Below are 20,856 nucleotides of genomic sequence, written 5' to 3'. Positions count from 1 at the left end.
TTACTCCTGTTGTGGGTCGAAGCGCTGCAGTCTGTTGCGCAGGGCTGAGTTTTCAGCTTTCAGCTGATCGCGTTGCTCAATCAACTCCAGTATCAGCGCGATGCCCTGCCAGTTCAAATGTAAATCCTGTTGCAGGCGCCGGGCACGCTGCAGAGTGCTCAGGCAGTGGCCGCTGAACAACCACTGCTCAGGTTGCTGGCCCTGCGGCTCGACAATGCCGTGCTCCACAATCTCGATCAGTGTTTCGTGACTGAGTCCGGTGCTGTCGCAGACTTCCTGAATGGTGATATGTAGTTCCATGTGGGTTAACTCCAGTCCTGACGAGGATTGAAACCAGACTGCCGGTCAGCCAGCTGCTGCCACAGTTTTCGGCTGTCATCGTCTGTTCCGTCGGGCATCACAATCTTCAGTACGGCAAACAGATCACCGTTGCCGTTTTTCATGGGCAGACCGCGACCTTTAATGCGCAGGCGTTGTCCGCTCTGACTGCTGGCCGGGATGGTGAGCTGAATTTTGCCCTGCAGCGTGGGTACGGTCACTTTGCCGCCCAGCGCGGCCTCCCAGGGCGCCAGCGGCAATGTGATGAGTAGATTGTGCGCCTCAACATCAAACAGCGGATGGGGAACCAGCCTGATGCGCAGGTACAGATCACCCGCCGGACCGTTGCCAATGCCGGGTGCGCCCTGAGCTTTCAGGCGAATACGCTCACCGTCTGCGACCCCTTTGGGGATTTTGATCTTCAGGGTTTTTGTAATGTCTTCCAGCCGCTGGCCACTGACATCGTAATGGGGCAGGCTATAGCTGATCTGTTTGGACTCGTCCGACAGAACGTCTTCCAGAAAAATCGGCATATCCACTTCAATGTCCCGGCCGCGGGTGCTGAAAGCGCCGTCACCCTGGTCACCAAAGCCGAATCCAGAGGTGCGCTGTCTGCCGCCTCCGAAAATGGATGAGAAAAAGTCAGAGAAATCCTGCTCGCTGTAGTGGCTGCTGTCGCCACCACTAAATCCTTCAAATCCACCCGATCCGGAGCCGCGACCCCTTTGCCCGCCGAACCTGCGAATTTCATCATATTCAGCGCGCTTCTTTTCATCGCCGAGTACTTCATAGGCTTCGGCGACTTCCTTGAAGCGTTCTGCAGCGTCCTTTTTTTCGCTGACATCGGGATGGTACTTACGGGCGAGTTTGCGGTAAGCGGTTTTGACTGCCTTGAGATCAGCATCTTCAGCGACGTCCAGTATTTTGTAATAATCCTTGAATTCCACGGTGCTCTGTGCGCTCCCGAAGCCTGTTGTCGTCCGGTGCCAGCATAGCGGTTTTTTTGGCGCGAGCTCAAGCGCTGTATAGCATGAGCGTCTTTCCAGCGCTGAAAGACGCAACGCGCTTTATCTTTCATTGGTGGTCTGATTTCATGTTAATCTGGCAGGACATTAAGGCAGCTCCAGTATTCAGCATAGCGGACCATTAATCTATGCTCAGACACGCCACCAAGTTTCAGATCCTTGTCAGCTTTGCGATTGTCATCTGGGTTTCCGGAGATCAGGCCGGGTTCTGGCCATCCCAACTCCTGCAGCGGCTTGAATCGATCACATATGACTATCGTGTGCAGCTGACTCTGGATGGGGAGGTTGATCCGGGACTTGTCATCATCGATATCGATGAGCGCAGTATCGCCGAATTGGGTCAATGGCCCTGGCCAAGGAGTGTGATTGCGGAGTTGATTGACACCCTGTTCGCAGTTCACGGAATGACCCTTTTGGGAGTCGATGTGGTCTTCTCCGAGCCGGAACAGAATCAACTGCGGGACAGTTGGCCTGTTTTACTCGAGCAGTTTCCGGATTTGCCTGAGGAGCCTCCACTAATGACCGGCGACGAGCAACTGGCCAACGTGCTGGCCAGCTGGCCCGTTGTACTGGGGTATTATTTCGCTGGCCTGGATCCGGCTTATCCTGATGTGCTCTCCAGCGTAGGTGTCCTGCCACCGCCGCTGCAATTGCTTGACGATGATTGGCAGCAACTGGATATTCCATGGGTGCGGGCTGAGCGTTTCACCAGTAATTTTGAATTGCTGCAGAATGCGGCCAACTCGGTCGGCTCAGGGGCAGGTTTTTTCGATAACCCTGTGGTTGATGCGGATGGAATGATACGTCGCGCACCCATGGTACAGCAGGCTGCCAATGGGCAGTTATACCCTGCATTGTCCCTGTCCATGTTGTTGGAGCTGTTGGGCAATCCACCTGTACAGGCAATAATTGAGACTGGTGCCGGAGTCAGCCAGCTGGAAGGTTTTGATGTTGGTGGATTTCTTATTCCGACGGACAGTCGTGGAATAGTTCAAGTACCATGGTACGGTCCGGAGCGTCATTTTAATTACGTTTCAGCAGTTGACGTACTGTCAGGTGAAGTCGATTCTGACCTGCTGGCCGGATCAATTGGCATTCTTGGAACATCGGCCCCGGGCCTGAAAGACCTGCGGAGCACACCGGTCGGAGCCGTGTTTCCGGGTGTTGAGATAAATATTTCTCTGCTGGCGGGCATGTTGCACCAGCGTTTCCTCTCTGAACCTGCTTATGCGCGTGCAGCCAGCACTTTGCTGCTGGTCGTTCTCGGCAGCATCATCAGTGTGGCCTTTCCCTATCTGACGGCCTTTAGAGTGCTGGCAGCCGGGCTGATCTTGATGAGTGTCCATATTCTCATCAATACGTGGATGTGGAATGAGGGCCTGCTGCTGGCATTTGCCCCGGTAACTGTTGTACTTATCGGGACGACCGGTTTGCATTTGCTGGGCAATTATTGGCGGGAGAGCCAACGGACTTCCCAGGTGACATCACTGTTCGGCCAGTATGTTCCACCTGAACTGGTTTCAGATATGGTACGCAGCGATTTTGAAACATCGCTTGTTGGCGCGGAGAAAGAATTGACGGTAATGTTCTCGGATATCAGAAATTTCACGGCGTTTTCTGAACAGGTCAGCCCCTCACAGCTTTCTGAAGTTATGAATCGTCTGCTCACGCCACTGACCCGGGCGATTCATGCTAATCGCGGCACCATCGACAAGTACATGGGAGATGCCATTATGGCATTCTGGGGTGCCCCATTGGCAGATGACGCTCACGCTGATCATGCGTTGCAGAGCGCACGAGATATGCAGAATGCTCTCGCTCAATTGAACAGTGAGTTTAAGGACGAGGGGCTGCCAGCACTGGCTATGGGCATCGGCGTGCATACCGGGCCGATGAACGTCGGGAATATGGGCTCTGAATTTCGCATGGCATATACCGTGCTCGGAGACAACGTCAATCTAGGTTCACGAGTCGAAGGGCTTACCAAATCCTATTCACTGGATGTTCTGACAACTGATGCCACGGTTCAACAGGCCCCTGACTGGCTATTTCGCCCGGTTGATAAAGTAAGGGTGAAGGGGCGCCGTCAGCCGGTCATGCTCTATACCCCGTTGTGCCGCCGACAAGAGGCTGGATCGGCACAGAAGGAATTGACGGCCCGCACCCGCGAAGCCTTTGACTTGTATCAGGATCAGAAGTTTGCTCTTTCTCTCGCTCTGTGGAATGCGCTCGCACTCGATTTCCCCGATGACCCTGTGAGCAAAATCTATATCGAGCGCTGCCAGATATTTGCCGACGATGCGCCAGGTGAAGATTGGGAGGGCGTCTGGACGCACACCTCAAAATGAACTGTAACTGCTAATTCAGTGGGGGTAACTCGGTGATTGCTTCCCAGATCAGGCTGCCACGAAAACTTTCATCCAGATTGTTGCGGGCGCTGAGAATTGACATGATGGCGTTCAGCTCTTCACCCACGAATTTTCCAGTCAATTCGCCGCCGAACTCGCTGAAGTCACCAGTGCCGCCGAGCGATAATGCCTGATGATTCCAGAAATGAGTCAGATCCGCAGCACTGGCACTCAGGCTTCCTGACAATGCAGTGTGCGCGAATGTGATATCGACTGAAAATATTTCCTGGTCAAAGTCAACAGAAACCGTGGAGCCGAAGGCTGGTGCGTAAACACTGCCAGTGGTATCTGACACAAGCAGGGATCCACCTGTAATGGCAAAGTTCCGTACGCCGTCGGGTAGCAATGATGGTTCGTAAGTCAGCGTATCGGGACTGGTGATGTAGTGGAATTTTGACTGGTTATCAAGCGCCTCGATGATGTCGCCGGTTTTTTGCTTCAGTGCATATTGTTCGCTGTCCCAATAGCCCCAATAGATATCTTTGTTACCTGCGCTGACTGGCGTGGTCATTTGCGTACCGGGTGCTGTTTGGTAGTCTGTTGCAGCAAAGAACAATTGCTGGTCATTGTCATTCACCCCCCGCAATCCTGCCAGCCATATCTCGCTGGACGTCTGAGACGGACTGCCCAGATAAATATCACTGTACTCAGAGACTATGGTCTGTGTCTGATTCTGGCCGATGGCGAAGGGGCCTGACCAATACAGATCCATGTACGGATCGTAAATCCCGGCGGGGATCTGCGCGCACTCCATCCACAGGGGGGTTGTGCACCAATTGCCAAAAATCATAGTTGAGCCGCCGAAGACACTTTCACCCACAGTCAACCACAGACGAGCCAGCAGGCTTTCCAGCCCGTTGCTGGTATTTCCCGTAAAGCCGCCTCGCAGTTGCCCGGTGGTATCGCCCGGGTCATTGATGCTGCCAGTCAAAGTCAGGCCGCCGGCCATAAAGTCTGACAGGCTGGCCGTACCTGATACGGCGCCTGCCACCTCGTTGTAAGTGATACCCAAGCTGGCCGTTAATGACTGAGTGCCCAAATTCAGTTCTACCTGACTGGTATCTGATATGGACGCTGTCCCGGTATTCATGATAAGCGGCGTGCCTCCGGCTATCTGGAAACGCAGTGCTCCATAAGAATCATGAGATGAGTTTAGAACATCCTGAACGCTGATGAGTGAGTTCAGACCGTTGGTGGCAGCGATATAATGATAGCCGGTTGTTTGCGCGGGCGTGATATCCTGCCCCAGATTATTTCTGACAGCATAATCACCTACCGACCAGTAGCCCCAGAATACCTGCGTATCTGATCCAGAGATATGTTGACTGAGATTTAATGTGGCGGCGCCAGCAGGCTGAGATCCCTGCAATGCGACAAAGTTTTCACCTCCACTGATGAAGGAGGTCAGTACGCGATTGCCGCCCAGTTCCTGCCACTGCACGTTGTTGTCATCGGGCTGTTGATACGACTGCTCTTGATTTGAAACATTAAGCGCCAGGTAAACCGCACCACTCAACGGTGCCATTAACTCCGGTTGTGGTTGAGGTTCTGGCTCAGGCTCAGGTTCTGGCTCAGGCTCAGGTTCTGGCTCAGGCTCAGGTTCTGGCTCTGGTTCTGGTTCTGGTTCTGGCTCTGGCTCTGGTTCAGGCTCAGGCTCAGGTTCAGGTTCAGGTTCTGGCTCTGGTTCTGGCTCTGGCTCTGGTTCTGGCTCTGGTTCTGGCTCTGGTTCTGGTTCTGGCTCTGGCTCTGGTTCAGGCTCAGGTTCAGGTTCAGGTTCAGGTTCAGGTTCTGGCTCTGGTTCTGGCTCTGGCTCTGGTTCTGGCTCTGGCTCTGGTTCAGGCTCAGGCTCAGGTTCCGGATCCGGTTCCGGCTCCGTAGGGCTTACCTCGTCGGTAATGATCTCAATCACGTCGAAGGCCTGGTCTTGTTGAAACTGTGGATCCTCGGTGACGACAAAGCCGAGTTGCTGCAGTATCTCGGTCGCATCCGGCGGTATTTCGGGGACAGGTACCTCCAGGGTCGGCATTGGTTCAGGGCCGCCTGCCCCATCGGCATTGCTGTCTGCGTCGCTCTGGTCAGGTTGACTCGGTGGCGTAGTCCCGTCGCCCTGAGCAGGCAGGAGCAAACTGAGCGAGTCGGGTGAGGCAGGTTGCGGCAAATCCTGCGGAGAGGAGACGAAGAAAAAGCCGCCGGGGCCCACTATCTGCTCCCCGGCTTCTGTAATCATGGCTACCTGACCTGATTCGACGAAAAGCCAGGTCCCACTTAGATCGCCGGGCTCAGGGTTGGCGATATCCGCATGGATTAGCTGCAATCCGGTGCCCCGGATTCCCATAGTTGCGACTGGTGTGTTGTAAGTGACCCTTTCGGGTGTTGACTGGCCTAAAGCGCCACTTACAGCGCGCAGACTTCCACGTATCAGGTCCGTGGTCTGTGCATTGTTTTCACCCGCCTGACTGTAGACGTATTCGGCTATGATCAACTCAGTATCCGGGCGTAACGCCAGCAGGCTGCCATCGCTGAATCGTATCTGTGCACTTGACGCTGGGTATGTCCGGATTCGGTCATTTTCGGTGACATCGTCGCCGCGGTTAGCAGCGCGCGTCGACACGGAGTCGCTGATTTCAACACGACCATGCACGAACAGTATGCGACCTTCAACGATGGCTTCTTGGGCGTGCGCCGGCAGGGTCGTCAATACGGGCAAGCTTAGTGCGGCAATCGCGGCTCTGAGCTTGAAGTTCATGTGTCAGTCTCCCTTGATCTCAGAATAGATACTCAGCCGACAGCTGAAGAACACTCTGATCAATGTCAAAAAAATCCAGATTTGAAGATTGATGGCGATGTTGGCCGCGGAGACTGAAACGCCATTGTGCTGACGGCTCCAGTCGCCACTCGGCGTGGGCGGTTAAACTTGAGTCATGTCGCCGTTTTGCAGTTCCCTGATTGAACGCCGCAAAATCCTGTTCAGAAAATCGCAGGCGTTGGTGTGAGATACCAAAAACCCACTGATGGGGGCTGCCAGCCACTCTTCGATGCGCCTGAATGTCAGCCCTTTGTCTGAGGCTGTTGCCGCCCTGCCGCGCGGCGCCTGAATCAAGCGACTCGCTCTCTACACTTCCGTTAACTCGAAGCTGCCATGTATCGTTGATGGTTCTGTTAAAGACGGTATCGAACAGGTATCCCACATTGTCGTTGTTGGCCAACTGGTAGCGATTGTCCTGAAGACGCAGACGCATTCGGATATCAGAACGGTCGTTCAGGTTGTATTGCCATCCTGCGGCTATTGAGGTGCTGCGCCGATATTGTGAACCATCAAGCCAAAGTTGGCTCAGACTGGCAGTAAGCCGGAATTCGCTGCTTTCGCTTACAGGCGTTACCAGCGTCAATGAACTCTGGATTGTGCTGGCATCAAAACGGTCAGCTTGATCTTCGATATTGAATCTGGCCTGGGCGGAGGTAACCCACTCCGTTCGTTGAGATTCTGAGAGACCTCGCAGCTCCCGGAAATGGAGTGCCCTGACTTGAGAGTATGATGTTGCTTCCCGGTCAAGTATCGCAAGACCCTGCAATGGAGTATCTGCGAATAAATCGAAACTGTCCGGATAGTTCAGGTAGTTGCTATCGTATCCGGCGTCAACGGCCAGCATAGAAAAAGCACTACGGGTGGTTGCGTCGGCACTGGTAAGACGAGTATTCAGAGCGCTTCGATATCTGGCGATGGCATCGCGGGCGGCTGGCGGAGGATTCATCTGTTCAACAATGTCCAGCTGTTGTGCAGCTTCTCCAAGCCGGTTCTGCAATAAATATACACCTGCCAGTTCCAGTCGGGCTCCGGCATGGTTACCTCGTATCATGATGACCCGCTCCAGTGCGGTGATGGCCTGGTCAAGTTGATCTGCCCGGACAGCCGCAACGCCAAGCCAGTAGTCGTAAGCAACATCTCCGGCCGCTTCAAGCTCCCAGCTGATCAGACGTTGATAGGAAGACTGCGGGTCGCTGCCCAGCTCCTCGCGGGCCAGCTCCAGATCTCTTTGCCAGGGCGTGGCCTGAGCCTCAGCGGCGCCTGCTTCCAGTATGAGGACAACTGCCAGGCACAAGCCAGGCCACGGTCTCGCCGCGCCAGCAAGGTGCATTGTCAGTTTCTCAGAACTCATAGACATCTCCACTATGGACGATCTCTATCGGGGCGTCAAAATTGCTTAGCTGCTGCCGGATCACGGCTGCCTGGCTGGGTTTAAGATGAGTAATCAGTATGCGTGAAGGAGATGGTTCAAGCTGTTCAATGATAGACATGACGTATGCGGGTGTCAGATGAGCCGACTGGTCGGCCAGCAGCTGGAACTCGTCTGCCAGAGCACACTCCAGCAGAAGACAGGTGATAGGGCCGAAGTTGCGGATAGCGGTTATCAGCTCGGTGGATAAACTGCTGTCGGCACAATATACGAAGCGGCCGGTAGGGCTTTCTATGGCATAGCCCTGAGTTGGCACGACATGCGGCACCATGAACGGCGTTATCGTCAATTCACCCAATTGTGTGGCGACCCCTGGCGACCGTTCATGGTAACGCAGCGACGGTTTATCCGGGCTGGGTAATTGACTGAAATCCGGCCAGATGGACCAATTGAAAATGTGTGTTTTCAGCGCGAGGATGACGTCTGCAGATGCGTAAACGTTAAGCGTATCCGTAAGGTTGCCATAAAGGTTGTCAATCAACAGTGGCAGACAGCAGATATGGTCCAGATGTGAGTGTGTAATAAATACATTCCTGATGGCACCCAGCTCTTGTTGGGAAAGCGTCCCAAGCCCGGTCCCGGCATCAATCAGGGTGTGACCATCAAGCAGCAGGCAGGTGGTGTATTCGTCCTTGCCGAGGCCTCCGCTGCAACCCAGTATTCGAATCCGGCTCATTATTCTGGTCTCATTGTTGTGCGCTGCTGCTGTTTTGCCCAGTCGACGATTTCCTGTGGTATCTGATCAATCTGCTGTTGCGACAGGTATGCTCTGGCGTAATCAAGGTAGACCTGCTTGTCGATAAACAGAGCAAACAGGTCCGGGTCCAGATGGTTTTGCTCTACCATCCTCATTAAAATACTCAGGGCCTGCGACAGTGGCATGGGTTTTTTATAACTTCGCTCAGGCGCAGTCAGCGCTTCGAATACGTCAGCGATGCCCATCATGCGTGCGGGCACTGACATTTGCTCGCGTCGCAACCCTTTTGGATAGCCTTTCCCGTCCATGCGTTCATGATGCCCGCCAGCGTACTCCGGAACATTTCGCAGATGGCGCGGGAAAGGTAACTGCTCCAGCATGTTTATGGTATGTACCATATGATCTTGCATGATCTGCCGTTCGGCTTCGCTCAGGGTCCCTTTGCGTATGCTCAAAAACGCGATTTCTTCGTCCGTCAGCAGTGGTCTGCGTACGCCTCGTATATCTGTATATGACATCTGCCCGGTCTCGCGGATCTTCGCGACTTCCTCATCACTCATGAACTCGCCGCCGGTATTACTTGTCTTGAGGAAGGTCAGCATTTGCTGCAACTGTTGTTGCTCGTCAGCAGAGATGACAAGATCTTCTTCAGTCAATTGCTCGCCACGCCTCAGCTTCCGGGAAAGGCGCACCAGAATCCAGTCGCGGGCGATGATTTCAATCCGTTCCGCAATAATGTTGATGCCATCAGTAATCAGTTCGAGCTTGGTTGATTTTTCAACCACATGATGTGGAGTCACAATCTTTCCGCAGTCATGCAGCCAGGCTGCAGTGCTCAGTTCGTAATAGTCAGACTCGGTCATGACAAAGTCTTCTATGCCGGGAAAGGCTGCGCCGTCCGCCGCTTTGGCTATCATCATTGTCAGATCCGGGACTCGGCGGCAATGCGCGCCTGTCTGAGCTGACTTGGCATCAATGGCATTGGCAATAACACGTGTAAAACTGTCGAATAGATTATGCAGGTCCTGAATCAATTCGGCGTTGGTAAGCGCGATGGCGCCCTGGGACGCAAGAGATTCAGCAAGATCCTGATCCTGTTCTGAAAAGTGGGTAGTGTTGCCCTTGTCGTCAATCTTGTTGATTAGTTGAATGGCCGCAATGATGTCGCCTTCGTGATTACGCATGGGGACGGTAAGAAACGAAGTGGAGCGATAATTGTTCAGGGTATCGAATTGACGCGTACCAGAGAAGTCGAAACCCGGTTCATTGTAGGCATTGGCAATGTTCACAGTTTTGCCTTCCAGAACAGCGCAGGCTGCGACCATGCGCATGTTCGGTGTGCCGTCCGGTAGCCGCAGCGGAATGGGCGAAAATCGATCCGGTATCGGTGCATCCGGCCCTCCGAGACTGATGGCCAGCGCTTCGTTTTGCACCAGTGCAAAGGTGAGGTGCGTCCTTTCAGCATCAAGCCGATAGAGTGTCCCCCCATCGGCACCGGTCAGTTCACGCGCGCCTCGCAGGATCTGATGGAGTAATTCATCTATATTCCGCTCGGCAGACAGGGCAATACCGATGGTATTGAGTCGTTTAACGAGATTCAGCAGACTTTGATCAGATTTCATTAGCAGTAGTCAGTGGTGCTCGCGAATTCTTTATCGTGAGCTTACAACGGTTTATGGAATATACAAATGACAGAGTGAGACTTTCTTGTGAATTATTTGTCTGCCGTTTTTCCCAATAGCAGGATTTACGTGGGTGTCATTGATTTGCTTTGGGTACGCCGGGGCAGCATCAGGGAAATCAGAGTAGTGGCCACCAGCATTGCTGCGGAGATCCACAGGCATGCGGCCAACCCGTCAGTACCCTGACCTGCCAGTTGGAATACCCAACCGGAAAGAACGGTCCCCAGCAAGCGGCCCATGGCGTTGGCCATATAGTAAAAGCCAACGTCCAGTGATACGCCGTCACTATTCGCATAACTGACGATCAAGTAACTGTGTAGCGAAGAGTTGACGGCAAAAATGACACCGAATACAAGCAAGCCGCTAATCACAACAATAGCCGGACTGAGCTCCATGGACAGGCCCGTAGCAATCATGGCCGGAATCAATGCCAGCACAGCCACCCAGGCTGTGGCCGAATGGCCGCTGGGTAGTCTGCTGTTGGAGCTGCCGGTAATGCGCGGCGCAAACGCCTGTACAGCGCCGTAGGCAATGATCCACGATGCCATAAAAGCGCCGGTCTGACCGGATTGCCAGCTCAGTGTTTGTGACAGAAACACCGGCAGGGCCACCACAAACCAGACATCACGGGCACCGAACAGCAGCATGCGCGCCGCCGACAAGATGTTGATGGCCTGGCTCTTGGAAAGAATATCGCGGAATTTGGGTTTGTTGCTGGCCTTGCCCAGATCCTTTTTTAACAACACCAGGCTGCTAAGCCAGACCAGGGTCAGGGTGGCCGCCATGGCGGCCACCGCACCGGCAAAACCCAGCCACATCAGCAAGACGCCGCCGAGGAAAAAACCGGCCCCTTTCAGGGCGTTTTTTGAGCCGGTCAGAATGGCCACCCACTTGTAAAGGGTGCTATGGGCATCGACCGGTACCAGCAGTTTGATCGAGCTCTTGGCGCTCATTTTATTCAGGTCTTTGGCGATACCGGACAGCGCCTGGGCTGCCATGACCCAGGGCACAGTCAGCATGGCTGCAGGTACCAGCAGCATGCTCAGGGCGATAATCTGCAGTGCCAGGCCGATATTCATGGTGCGGTTAAGTCCCAGATGGGCACCCAGCCAGCCGCCGACAAGATTGGTGATGACGCCAAAAATTTCGTAGAACAGAAACAGCAGGGCAATATCCAGCGGCGAGTAACCCAGGCTGTGAAAGTGCAACACGACCAACATGCGCAGGGCGCCGTCAGTCAGCGTAAAAGCCCAGTAGTTGCCGGTGACCACCAGATACTGGCGGACGGCCGGGGAGAGCTGGTTCAGCATGTCCGTTATTCCTGAATGCTGCGTCCGACTTTCAGCGCCAGCTCAGCAGTGCGGTTGGCATAACCCCATTCATTATCGTACCAGGCGTAGATTTTCACTTGTGTGTCATTAACGACCATGGTGGATAAGGCATCGACAATGCTGGAGCGGGGGTCAGTTTTATAGTCAATGGACACCAGCGGACGCTCCTCGTAGCCCAGGATACCCTCAAGCGGACCGGATTCGGAGGCGTCTTTCAGCAATTGATTGACCTGTTCCGCCGATGTGGCTGTTTCCACCTCAAACACGCAATCGGTCAGTGAAGCATTGGCCAGCGGCACACGCACGGCATGTCCATTGAGCCGACCTTTTAATTCGGGAAAGATGTGTGCGATGGCGGTTGCTGACCCTGTGGTAGTCGGGATCAGACTCTCGCCACAGGAGCGGGCGCGGCGCAGATCTTTGTGCGGCGCATCGATAATGGTCTGCGTATTAGTGATGCTGTGGATGGTTGTCATGCTGCCGTGACGGATGCCCAGGTGTTCATGGATGACTTTGACAACGGGTGCCAGACAGTTGGTTGTGCAGGATGCCGCGGTGACGATGGGATGGCTGGCCGGATCGTAAAGGTGGTCGTTGACACCCATCACGACGTTTAATACGCCCGTTTCCTTAATGGGTGCCGTTACCACCACGCGTTTGACGCCCTGTGCCAGGTAGCCTTTCAGCATCTCGACTGTTTTCATCTTGCCGCTGGCTTCGATGACCAGGTCGCAGCCGGACCAGTCGGTCTCTTCGATGCGCGTATTTCGGCTCACGCTGATTGGCTTGTCGCCCACGACAATATTGTCGCCTTCTGCCCTGGCCTCATGCTGCCAGCGGCCGTGTACCGAGTCAAACGTCAGCAGGTGAGCCAGGGTGGTCGCGTCACCGCCAGGGTCGTTGATATGCACAAATTCAATGTCCGTCCAGTCCCAGGCGGCCCGCAGCGCCAACCGCCCGATTCGGCCGAAGCCATTGATGCCAACGCGAATGCTCATAGTCTGCTCCTGAGGGCGGGTATGCGTGTGAGCCCGGATTATCGCAATTGAGCCGGTCCCGGCACAAGGCTGTGGACCTCAAACTCTTTAGCCGTGCTACAATCGCCCGGCTGCTATTGAAGGAACTGCCATGCCCAGAATTCTGATGATCGACAACTATGACTCGTTCACCTACAACATTGTCCAGTATCTGGGCGAGCTGGGGGCCGAGGTGCAGGTGCATCGCAATGATGCAATCAGCCTGACAGAGATCGAATCAATGGCACCCGATAAAATCGTCATTTCACCGGGGCCGTGCACGCCGTCAGAGGCCGGAATATCCATTGATGTGATCAAAACCTTTGCGGGCAAAATCCCGCTGCTGGGCGTGTGTCTGGGTCATCAGGCCATCGGACAGGCCTATGGTGGCGATATTATTCGCGCCCGCGAAGTCATGCATGGCAAATTGTCGCCCGTCTATCACAATAACGCCGGGGTATTTTCTGATTTGCCCAGCCCATTTACGGCGACCCGCTACCACTCTCTTGTCATCGACAGCAATTCACTGCCGGACTGTCTGGAAGTGACAGCCTGGACGCAGCTGCCCGACGGCAGCCGGGATGAGATCATGGGCGTGAAACACAAGACGCTGGCGGTTGAGGGTGTACAGTTTCATCCAGAATCCATACTGAGTGAGTTTGGTCATCAGTTGCTCAACAATTTTCTGCAGGATAAGTGATATGGATATAAAAGCCGCCATCCGTCATCTGGTATCCGGTCAGGATCTGACTGCAGGGCAGGCCTCTGATCTGATCCGCGAGATGATGACGGGCATGTGCACCGATGCGCAAATTGCTGCGTTTCTGGTGGCACTGCAAATGAAGGGTATTCGTACTGCCGAGCTGCTCGGCGCCGCTCGCACCATGCGCGAACTGGCAACGCCGGTGAAGTTGCCGCCGGACGCTCATCTAGTTGATACCTGTGGCACCGGCGGAACCGGCACCGACACTTTTAATATTTCTACTTCGGCAGCCATGGTGGCGGCCTGCGCTGGGGCGCGTGTTGCCAAGCATGGGAATCGCGGCGCAACCAGTAAAAGCGGCAGTGCTGATCTGCTGGAGGCAGCAGGTGTCAATCTGGCTATCACTCCGGAGCAGGTGGCTGAGTGTATACAGGAGCTGGGAGTGGGGTTCATGTTTGCACCCGGCCATCACAGTGCCATGAAACACGTGATCGGGCCGCGCCGCGAGATTGGCGTGCGGACCATTTTTAATATGCTGGGGCCGCTCACCAACCCGGCCGGTGCGCCGAACCAGGTGATGGGCGTTTTTGATGCTCAGTGGATAGAGCCGGTGCTTGAAGTGTTGCGCGATCTGGGCAGTCGGCATGTGCTGGTGCTAGCCGCAGAGGATGGATTGGACGAAATCAGTATCTCGGCCAGCACACAGATCGGCGAGCTGCGCGACGGACACCTGGTGCGTTACAGCGTGTCACCGGCTGATTTTGGCATGGTGCAGCGAGACAGCTATGCGCCGCTGCAAGTAGATTCGCCTGCTGAAAGCCTGGCTCTGGTCAAACAGGCCCTGACCTACGAAAACGAGATGGCCGGCGATATCGTGGCCTTGAATGCCGGGGCGGCCATTTACGCGGCTAACCTGTGCGATGATCTGCCGGCAGGTGTCAACCGGGCCCGTGACATTCTGCACAGCGGCGCAGCCCTGCAGAAGCTGGAACAATTGGCCGCCTTTACCGAGAGATTCAAAGCGTGAATACAAGCACCATCCTGGAAAAAATCCTGACGCACAAGCAGTTCGAGATTCAGCGCAACAGCCAGGCTGTCTCAATGGCGATGCAGGACAAGCTGGCGCGTGATCTGGTGGCTGAGCGCCGTGGCTTTATCCGCGCAATGCGAGAGCGCATGCATGCTCAACAGGCCGCTGTGATTGCCGAGATTAAAAAAGCCTCGCCCAGCAAAGGTCTGATTCGTGAAGACTTCGATCCCGCCACCCTGGCGCGCCAGTATGCTGAGGGCGGAGCGACCTGTCTGTCTGTGCTGACCGACGAACAGTACTTTCAGGGTAGCAATGCCTACCTGCAGCAGGCCAGGGCAGCCTGTGAACTGCCGGTGATACGCAAGGATTTCATCATTGATCCGTACCAGATTGCCGAGGCGGGTGCCATTGGCGCGGACTGCATACTGCTGATTGTGGCGGCGCTGAATCCGGTGCGCCTGCGTGAGCTGGCTGCCTGTGCGGCGGATTATCAGCTCGATGTGCTGGTTGAGGTGCACAATGAAACCGAACTGGATATTGCCCTGGCAGGCGGTTTCGACCTGATTGGCATCAACAATCGTAACCTGCATGATTTCCATACCGACCTGGAAATCACCTTCCGCCTGGCTGAGCTGGTGCCTGACGACAAACTGATCGTGACCGAAAGTGGCATCAGCACAGCCGCCGACGTCAAGCGTATGATGTCTCGCGGTATATACGGTTTTCTGATTGGCGAAACCTTTATGCGCGCGCCCGACCCAGGCGCCAAACTGCGCGAACTATTCAGCTGATCTTTATCTAAACATACAGCCCTGCCAGCCGATAGATTATCTGATCAGGTAAATCCTATTGGCTGTGCGACCGGGCTGTAAATGCTGCTTACCAACCTGTTGTGGATCTTTGCTTTGCTGCTGCTCATGTGGGCCGGCCTGCTGCTGGCTAAATGGGCCCTGCAGCAGCAATCAGAGCATTATTGGCGACTACGGCAACTGGCAGCGCTGGAAGACAGGCGCAGGCAGATGTATGAGGCGGGTCGAGCCTTGCAACAAATGGATACTGACCCCGAAATCTTGCGACCGCTGTTCGAGTCGTTGGCGAGGGATATCAGGCATATTCAGACTCTGGATCCCGGTCGACAGGATCTGGACAGGCAATTGAAAGAAGCCGAAGTTGCCAGTAAACAACAGGGTGCAGGTGGTGGTGCAGGCAGTGCGGCTGTGGCTACCGAGCAGGAACTGGTGGTCGCGCAGCGTCATATTCAACGTGCCATGCAGATTTTTGTGGACCTGTATAAAGCTGAGAAAATCAGTGCCAGTCAGTTCGAGAATGCCCGTGAGAGCTTGCGAACGCTGGGTCTGCGCGTCGCAGTGAATTCCAGCCTGTTAATGGCCCAGCGCGCGTTGGATATGGAGGATGGGGTGAGGGCGATGGCATGCTTCCGCCGTGCGGAAAGTCTTCTGAGTATGCGCGGATTATCGGCGTCGGAGAGGCAGGAAAAAATAAACTACATCCAGACTGAGCGCGAGCGGCTGTTTGCAAGCAAGGGTCGAGGTCTGTTAATGCTGGCGTCCGCTGAGTAAGCAAACAGCTTCAGCGCGTGCCGTATACCACAATATTCTGACCGTGCACTGAGATCAGCTGCTGCTCTTCAAGCGTTTTCAGAACCCGCCCGGCCATTTCCCGTGAGCAATTGACCAGTCTGCCCAGTTCCTGACGGGTAATTTTTATCTGCATGCCATCAGGATGCGTCATGGCGACTGGTTCTTTACTCAGTTCGATCAGCGTGCGGGCGATACGTCCTGTCACATCGTAAAATGCCAGATCGCCCAATTTGCGGGTGGTATTACGCAGTCTGTTGGCCATCTGCTTGCCAATGGTCAGCAGGATTTCCGGATGCTCGTGCAGGTAGTCATTGAATCGATCGTAGCTTATTTCGGCAATCTCGCTGTCTGATTTGGCGCGACAAAAGGCGCTGCGGGCCTTGCCGGTATCAAACAGACCCATTTCACCAAAAAAATCGCCCGGATTCAGGTAGGCGATAATAACTTCCTTGCCTTCTTCCTCTTCAAGATAGACAGAAATACTGCCCTTCAATAAGTAATACAGGGTTGTCGGCTCATCGCCGGCATAAATAATTGTCTGTCCACGCTCATACTGGCGGATCTGACAGTTGGACAGGAAATTTTGCAGGTCTTCAATGTGAGGCGTAATGGCCATCAGCGCCATGACCGTGTTCTCCCGGTTATTGTCAATGTGGTTCTTCCCTTAACGCACGATGATTGTAACGCAAGGGATGGGGTGACTGCTAACTCTGCAGCCCGCACTGTGTTAATCTTGCGTGCTGTTTCACAGTGCGCCGTCAATTGCAGGAGAGTTTATGAAAGCAACTGTTCGCTGGGTCAAAGATGTCATGTTTCTTGGAGAGTCAGGCAGCGGGCATACTGTTGTCATGGATGGGCCGGAAGCCAGCGGTGGTCACAATCTGGGACTGCGCCCCATGGAGATGCTACTGATTGGCACTGGCGGTTGCTCGTCCTTTGATGTGGTCAGTATTCTGCGCAAGGCACGACAGGACATTACAGATTGTGAAGTGGACATGCAGGCAACACGTGCCGATGCGGTACCGGCAGTATTTGAAAGCATTCACATGCACTTTAAGGTCAGCGGCAGAAATCTCAGCGAGAAGCAGGTGGAGCGCGCAGTAGCCCTGTCGGCTGATAAATATTGCTCGGCTTCGATCATGTTGTCATCAGCGGGTGTCAAAATCAGTCACACCTTTGAAATCATCGAAAGCTGAGTCAAGTTGTCAGGCGTACAGCAACTCCAGGTCAATAGTTTTCAGCAGCAGCTGCAAGCTCAGGCTGGCTATCTCCTGATCCGGGAAATGCTGGCTGAGCGATTCGCACAGCATGGCAAAAGTCTGCCCCTCGCGAATTCCGGTGAGGAACAGCATCATGGCCGGGTTGATCCGCTGAAACTGCATGCGGTGATTAACCCGCCGGATCAGGTAGTGAGCCTGATCGGCATCGCTGATGCGCTCGGCAGCAAACTCGGTCTCTCCGGGGCGGGCATCCGGCCGTGCCAGGTGTAACTGCATCTGGCTCCAGTACTTCTCAAGGTCGAATTGACTACTCATCAGTGCCCAGTCTGATTTGACCCGCCAGCGTGTGTCCGGCCACTGTTCAGGTGTCAGGGCCTGCAGTTGGGCCCGTGTCCAGGCAGGCTCATCCGCCTGGTCAAACAAATGAATCAGCAGGTTTTCCAGTTCAATAATGTCCAGCAGGGCTGGCAGACGGCCAAATTGCGCGTGCTGGCGGGCAAAACTCGGCAGCTGTTCACCCAGCAGGCTCATGGGGCCGGGACGGGGTGGATGCTGAGCCAGATAGTCCAGCCATAGCCGGGAGTAAACATCATGCCCCAGTGTGTGGTAGGTCACCGGGTATAGTTCGGATGAGATCTGGATGAGGCGCTGGTGATAGGCATTGTTGTAGATGCCCAGGGCGTCGACTTTGCTTAGCGCACGATGTGGCAGAAAGTGATCGTCGATCTGCTGGGAACTGTCCTGGAGATTCTGCGGCCGGGTAATCCAGTTCCAGAACGCCTGTTGTTCGTCTCTCCAGTTCATGCTGTTTGCAGGGCGTAAGTCTGAAGCTGGCGCGCCTGCTCCAATTCAGCCATCAATTCCGGAAAGGGGGGTATACGGTCGTCGCGCTCCAGCAAAGTTGCTGTGGGCCCGAAACGACGACAGGCAAAGGCATACAGATCCCAGACTGCATCACAAACCGGATGGTCATGTGTATCAATGATATGGCTGTCATTGTTGGTGTGGCCGGCCAGGTGAAACTGTTGCACACAGTTGGTATCCAGTGCCGAAATCTCGGCATAGGGATCGTGGCCCAGGTTAAAGCTGCTTACATACACGTTATTAACGTCGAGCAATATCTTGCAGCCGGTGTTGTTAACCAGTGCATTAATGAATTCAGCCTCGCTGATTTCGCTGGATCGGAACTGCAGATAAACCGACGGGTTCTCAAGAACCACGTGTTGCTCCAATACGTCCTGAATCTGATTTACTTTGTCGCTGACCTGCTGCAGGGTTTCTGCGTTGTACGCGATGGGCAGAAGATCGTGAGATGTCTTGCCATGCAGTCCAGTCCAACAGATATGGTCAGACACCCAGGCCGGTTCGCATTCTCTGATCAAAGCCCTGAGTTGCTTGAGATAATCGAAATCAGGCGGTTCGGCCGAACCGATATTAAAGGACAGTCCGTGCAGCACCACCGGGTAGTGCTCACGGATTTGTCTGAGAATGGCTCTTGGTCGACCGCCGGGAGCCAGATAGTTTTCGGTAATAAGCTCGAACCAGTCGACGGCTGGCTTATTCGCCAGCACATAATCATAATGCGGGCTGCGCAGCCCCAGACCGAATCCGAGCATGGCTGGTTGATCGCTTACAGCGAGGACAGTACCGTGCCGCCCAGCTTTTCGCACAGTGAGGCAGATAACTCGTCACTGTCACTGTAAACGCCGACAAACCCGATGCCGTGGCAGGTGTTTTGACCGGCGCAGGTGAAGACATCGTTACAGTAGGCTACTTTGACGGCATCGGCTGCCAGGTCTGTATCCGGCTTGGCACTCAGAGCTTTTGCCTGACTGCCGCCCAACACCTGACACATGACAGAGGAGAAGTTCTCGTTGCCAGTGCTGATGGCAACAAAATTGGCGCTGTCCACATCCTGGCAGACGGCAATTTTAACGGGGTTGTCGGGGTTGTTATCCAGCGTGTCAAAGGCCGCCATGGCGGTGCCGGACATCATCAGTGCCGCTGCCGCTGTGGCCAATGTAAAACCGTCAGATTTTTTTACAGAATTCATGCCTTTAATCTCCCAACTCATTGTCACTGATGACTTGTGGCTATCATTATGCGCGCATGGCACCTGAATAACAGCTGAATATTGTTACGAATGGCAACCGGAGCCGGATTATCTCATGCAGGGCTTGTGTTTCAAGCGCCTGCGTCAAATTGACGCAGGCGGTTTGAGTTGATCCAATCGCGCCCGCAGGCGGTCAATTCTCAGTCTCAGCGATTCAGTGCGCGCTGTTAAGTCATGCACTTCAGCCCGGGTTGGCAGCAGATCGCTCTCATGTTGCAGATAGTCGGCGGTATCCTGTCGCAGGCTGATTATGCCCTGCTGCACGGCAGCCGCGGAAGACTTCATGGCCTGGCTGACAAGCTGAAAGGCCGGGTTGCTGAAAAAATCACTCCAGTCCAGCTCCAGGCGGCTGATAGACCGGTGCAGGGCCTGAACCAGATGCACATCGCCGTGTAATTGCAGTTGCGGATGATGCAGCGCGGCCGCGGGATCTTCGCTGGTCAGCAGTCCCATCAGCGCTGCTGCCGGGCCCGTTATGCTGGCAGCGGGGGGCTGATCAGACACACTTAGCAGGCGCAGTCCCTGTTGGGTGAATTGCAGACCAATTTCAAAGCCTGGCAGGCTGGTGCATTGCAGGGCGACGATTTTATCCGGTGCCTGTCCGTAAAGTGTGTTCAGCAGATGCGGATCTTTGCGTAGCGCAAGATTCAGTAGTTGCTCGGCAGGGCGCAACAGGGCGAATTTCAGCAGGCTGGCCACGATTACTTGTGCCCAATATGCACAGCGCTGATGCCGCCGATCAGGTTGTGATACCGGCAGTCAGAAAAGCCGGCTCCCTGCATCATGTCTTTAAGCGTTTCCTGATCCGGATGCACCCTGATGGATTCAACCAGATACTTGTAACTGTCACTGTCGCCGGTCACTGCTTTGCCAGCCACTGGCCACAGGGCGGACCAGGCGTCATAGGCTTTGCTGAGCGCCGGATTGACCGGCTTGGAGAACTCCAGTACCAGCACACGTCCGCCGGGTTTCAGGGTGCGGTACATCGATCGCAGTGCGGCATCTTTATCGGTAACATTGCGCAATCCGTACGCGATGCAGATACAGTCGAAACTTTCGTCAGCAAAGGGTAACTGTTCAGCGTTCACCTGGGCGATACTGACGTTGCCGGTAATGCCTTTGTCGATCAGCCGGTCACGGCCGACCTTGAGCATGGAGTCATTAATATCGGCCAGCACAACGCGCCCGTCCGGGCCAACCAGCGGCGAGAATTGCATGGAAAAATCGCCGGTGCCGCCGGCCAGATCCAGGACACTGTGTCCGCGTCGAACGCCGCTAAGTTCCACGGTGAAACGTTTGATAACACGGTGGGTGCCCATGGAGATGATGTCATTCATCAGGTCGTAGCGCCGCGCCACGGAGTGGAAAACCTGACCGACACGCCGGGTTTTCTCCGCCGGACTGACGGACTGGTAGCCGAAATGCGTGGTGGTTTGCGCGTTATCGCTGGAATTGGTGCTGCTGGAGTCGTTCATAA

20 protein-coding genes are annotated in these 20,856 nt (G+C 54.7%); 6 read left to right on the top strand and 14 right to left on the bottom strand.

The features are described 5' to 3' along the window. A complete protein-coding gene (locus PS2015_RS13635; protein WP_058022746.1) occupies positions 1–300 on the bottom strand; it encodes a chaperone modulator CbpM in 300 nt (99 codons plus the stop codon). A gap of 5 nt (positions 301–305) precedes the next feature. Next, on the bottom strand, positions 306–1,265 hold the full coding sequence (gene cbpA, locus PS2015_RS13630; protein ID WP_058022745.1) for a curved DNA-binding protein: 960 nt from the start codon (positions 1,263–1,265) through the stop codon (positions 306–308). Between the two features lie 206 nt (positions 1,266–1,471). Between cbpA and PS2015_RS13625 the strand changes: the two genes are divergently transcribed. Continuing rightward, positions 1,472–3,691 (top strand): CHASE2 domain-containing protein, encoded by a 2,220-nt coding sequence (locus PS2015_RS13625; RefSeq protein ID WP_058022744.1) that lies wholly within the window; start codon positions 1,472–1,474, stop codon positions 3,689–3,691. A 10-nt stretch (positions 3,692–3,701) separates the two neighbouring features. Here PS2015_RS13625 and PS2015_RS15495 read toward each other — a convergent pair whose 3' ends face one another. The 6 genes from PS2015_RS15495 to PS2015_RS13585 all read right to left on the bottom strand — a co-directional run bounded on the left by PS2015_RS15495 (position 3,702) and on the right by PS2015_RS13585 (position 12,694). Next, positions 3,702–6,497, bottom strand: coding sequence for a FecR family protein (locus tag PS2015_RS15495; protein ID WP_082628143.1), 2,796 nt, complete (start codon positions 6,495–6,497; stop codon positions 3,702–3,704). A gap of 19 nt (positions 6,498–6,516) precedes the next feature. Beyond that, positions 6,517–7,908, bottom strand: coding sequence for a tetratricopeptide repeat protein (locus tag PS2015_RS13605; protein WP_058022740.1), 1,392 nt, complete (start codon positions 7,906–7,908; stop codon positions 6,517–6,519). After that, a complete protein-coding gene (locus PS2015_RS13600; RefSeq protein ID WP_058022739.1) occupies positions 7,898–8,662 on the bottom strand; it encodes a 3',5'-cyclic-nucleotide phosphodiesterase in 765 nt (254 codons plus the stop codon). Before PS2015_RS13600 ends, PS2015_RS13605 begins: the two co-directional genes overlap by 11 nt. Continuing rightward, positions 8,662–10,305 carry an HD family phosphohydrolase gene (locus PS2015_RS13595; protein WP_058022738.1) on the bottom strand — a complete coding sequence of 548 codons (1,644 nt, stop codon included), beginning with the start codon at positions 10,303–10,305 and terminating at the stop codon, positions 8,662–8,664. The genes PS2015_RS13600 and PS2015_RS13595 overlap by 1 nt, the downstream gene beginning before the upstream one ends. Positions 10,306–10,430: 125 nt before the next feature. Further along, positions 10,431–11,675, bottom strand: a complete 1,245-nt coding sequence (gene arsJ, locus PS2015_RS13590; protein ID WP_058022737.1) for an organoarsenical effux MFS transporter ArsJ — start codon at positions 11,673–11,675, stop codon at positions 10,431–10,433. 5 nt (positions 11,676–11,680) lie between these two features. Continuing rightward, on the bottom strand, positions 11,681–12,694 hold the full coding sequence (locus tag PS2015_RS13585) for an ArsJ-associated glyceraldehyde-3-phosphate dehydrogenase (RefSeq protein ID WP_058022736.1): 1,014 nt from the start codon (positions 12,692–12,694) through the stop codon (positions 11,681–11,683). A 130-nt stretch (positions 12,695–12,824) separates the two neighbouring features. On the opposite strand from PS2015_RS13585, the gene PS2015_RS13580 reads away from it, so the two are divergent. The 4 genes from PS2015_RS13580 to PS2015_RS13565 all read left to right on the top strand — a co-directional run bounded on the left by PS2015_RS13580 (position 12,825) and on the right by PS2015_RS13565 (position 16,025). Continuing rightward, on the top strand, positions 12,825–13,412 hold the full coding sequence (locus tag PS2015_RS13580; RefSeq protein ID WP_058022735.1) for an anthranilate synthase component II: 588 nt from the start codon (positions 12,825–12,827) through the stop codon (positions 13,410–13,412). A 1-nt stretch (position 13,413) separates the two neighbouring features. Then, positions 13,414–14,442: an anthranilate phosphoribosyltransferase gene (gene trpD, locus PS2015_RS13575; protein WP_058022734.1), complete on the top strand. Its 1,029-nt coding sequence runs from the start codon at positions 13,414–13,416 to the stop codon at positions 14,440–14,442. Next, positions 14,439–15,236 carry an indole-3-glycerol phosphate synthase TrpC gene (trpC, locus tag PS2015_RS13570; RefSeq protein WP_058022733.1) on the top strand — a complete coding sequence of 266 codons (798 nt, stop codon included), beginning with the start codon at positions 14,439–14,441 and terminating at the stop codon, positions 15,234–15,236. The genes trpD and trpC overlap by 4 nt, the downstream gene beginning before the upstream one ends. 81 nt (positions 15,237–15,317) lie before the next feature. Continuing rightward, positions 15,318–16,025 carry a hypothetical protein gene (locus tag PS2015_RS13565; protein ID WP_058022732.1) on the top strand — a complete coding sequence of 236 codons (708 nt, stop codon included), beginning with the start codon at positions 15,318–15,320 and terminating at the stop codon, positions 16,023–16,025. 10 nt (positions 16,026–16,035) lie between these two features. On the opposite strand, the gene crp is transcribed toward PS2015_RS13565, so the two are convergent. Next, positions 16,036–16,671: a cAMP-activated global transcriptional regulator CRP gene (gene crp, locus PS2015_RS13560; protein WP_058022731.1), complete on the bottom strand. Its 636-nt coding sequence runs from the start codon at positions 16,669–16,671 to the stop codon at positions 16,036–16,038. 151 nt (positions 16,672–16,822) lie between these two features. Here crp and PS2015_RS13555 point away from each other — a divergent pair, with 151 nt between their 5' ends. Then, complete coding sequence (locus tag PS2015_RS13555) at positions 16,823–17,242, top strand: OsmC family protein (RefSeq protein WP_058022730.1); 420 nt, start codon at positions 16,823–16,825, stop codon at positions 17,240–17,242. Between the two features lie 9 nt (positions 17,243–17,251). On the opposite strand, the gene PS2015_RS13550 is transcribed toward PS2015_RS13555, so the two are convergent. From PS2015_RS13550 to ubiE, 5 genes are all read right to left on the bottom strand, one after another. Further along, positions 17,252–18,070, bottom strand: a complete 819-nt coding sequence (locus PS2015_RS13550) for an HvfC/BufC family peptide modification chaperone (protein WP_058022729.1) — start codon at positions 18,068–18,070, stop codon at positions 17,252–17,254. Continuing rightward, a complete protein-coding gene (gene bufB / locus PS2015_RS13545) occupies positions 18,067–18,882 on the bottom strand; it encodes an MNIO family bufferin maturase (protein ID WP_058022728.1) in 816 nt (271 codons plus the stop codon). Before bufB ends, PS2015_RS13550 begins: the two co-directional genes overlap by 4 nt. 14 nt (positions 18,883–18,896) lie before the next feature. Beyond that, a complete protein-coding gene (locus PS2015_RS13540; protein ID WP_156412748.1) occupies positions 18,897–19,319 on the bottom strand; it encodes a hypothetical protein in 423 nt (140 codons plus the stop codon). Between the two features lie 144 nt (positions 19,320–19,463). Continuing rightward, positions 19,464–20,078 (bottom strand): ubiquinone biosynthesis accessory factor UbiJ, encoded by a 615-nt coding sequence (locus PS2015_RS13535; RefSeq protein WP_058022726.1) that lies wholly within the window; start codon positions 20,076–20,078, stop codon positions 19,464–19,466. A 2-nt stretch (positions 20,079–20,080) separates the two neighbouring features. Beyond that, positions 20,081–20,854: a bifunctional demethylmenaquinone methyltransferase/2-methoxy-6-polyprenyl-1,4-benzoquinol methylase UbiE gene (gene ubiE / locus PS2015_RS13530; RefSeq protein ID WP_058022725.1), complete on the bottom strand. Its 774-nt coding sequence runs from the start codon at positions 20,852–20,854 to the stop codon at positions 20,081–20,083. Positions 20,855–20,856: the final 2 nt, after the last annotated feature.

Source organism: Pseudohongiella spirulinae (assembly GCF_001444425.1).
GTDB classification, from domain to species: domain Bacteria; phylum Pseudomonadota; class Gammaproteobacteria; order Pseudomonadales; family Pseudohongiellaceae; genus Pseudohongiella; species Pseudohongiella spirulinae.
Note: the sequence above shows the minus strand (reverse complement) of the source record. Positions and strands in the feature narration are given on the sequence as shown.

What these genes read in the sequence shown, in the direction of transcription:
- PS2015_RS13635 (WP_058022746.1), bottom strand. Translation starts at nt 300, where the DNA reads ATGGAACTACATATCACCATTCAGGAAGTCTGCGACAGCACCGGACTC.
- PS2015_RS13625 (WP_058022744.1), top strand. Translation starts at nt 1,472, where the DNA reads ATGCTCAGACACGCCACCAAGTTTCAGATCCTTGTCAGCTTTGCGATT.
- PS2015_RS15495 (WP_082628143.1), bottom strand. Translation starts at nt 6,497, where the DNA reads ATGAACTTCAAGCTCAGAGCCGCGATTGCCGCACTAAGCTTGCCCGTA.
- PS2015_RS13605 (WP_058022740.1), bottom strand. Translation starts at nt 7,908, where the DNA reads ATGAGTTCTGAGAAACTGACAATGCACCTTGCTGGCGCGGCGAGACCG.
- PS2015_RS13600 (WP_058022739.1), bottom strand. Translation starts at nt 8,662, where the DNA reads ATGAGCCGGATTCGAATACTGGGTTGCAGCGGAGGCCTCGGCAAGGAC.
- PS2015_RS13595 (WP_058022738.1), bottom strand. Translation starts at nt 10,305, where the DNA reads ATGAAATCTGATCAAAGTCTGCTGAATCTCGTTAAACGACTCAATACC.
- arsJ (WP_058022737.1), bottom strand. Translation starts at nt 11,675, where the DNA reads ATGCTGAACCAGCTCTCCCCGGCCGTCCGCCAGTATCTGGTGGTCACC.
- PS2015_RS13585 (WP_058022736.1), bottom strand. Translation starts at nt 12,694, where the DNA reads ATGAGCATTCGCGTTGGCATCAATGGCTTCGGCCGAATCGGGCGGTTG.
- PS2015_RS13580 (WP_058022735.1), top strand. Translation starts at nt 12,825, where the DNA reads ATGCCCAGAATTCTGATGATCGACAACTATGACTCGTTCACCTACAAC.
- trpD (WP_058022734.1), top strand. Translation starts at nt 13,414, where the DNA reads ATGGATATAAAAGCCGCCATCCGTCATCTGGTATCCGGTCAGGATCTG.
- PS2015_RS13565 (WP_058022732.1), top strand. Translation starts at nt 15,318, where the DNA reads ATGCTGCTTACCAACCTGTTGTGGATCTTTGCTTTGCTGCTGCTCATG.
- crp (WP_058022731.1), bottom strand. Translation starts at nt 16,671, where the DNA reads ATGGCGCTGATGGCCATTACGCCTCACATTGAAGACCTGCAAAATTTC.
- PS2015_RS13555 (WP_058022730.1), top strand. Translation starts at nt 16,823, where the DNA reads ATGAAAGCAACTGTTCGCTGGGTCAAAGATGTCATGTTTCTTGGAGAG.
- PS2015_RS13550 (WP_058022729.1), bottom strand. Translation starts at nt 18,070, where the DNA reads ATGAACTGGAGAGACGAACAACAGGCGTTCTGGAACTGGATTACCCGG.
- bufB (WP_058022728.1), bottom strand. Translation starts at nt 18,882, where the DNA reads ATGCTCGGATTCGGTCTGGGGCTGCGCAGCCCGCATTATGATTATGTG.
- PS2015_RS13540 (WP_156412748.1), bottom strand. Translation starts at nt 19,319, where the DNA reads ATGAATTCTGTAAAAAAATCTGACGGTTTTACATTGGCCACAGCGGCA.
- ubiE (WP_058022725.1), bottom strand. Translation starts at nt 20,854, where the DNA reads ATGAACGACTCCAGCAGCACCAATTCCAGCGATAACGCGCAAACCACC.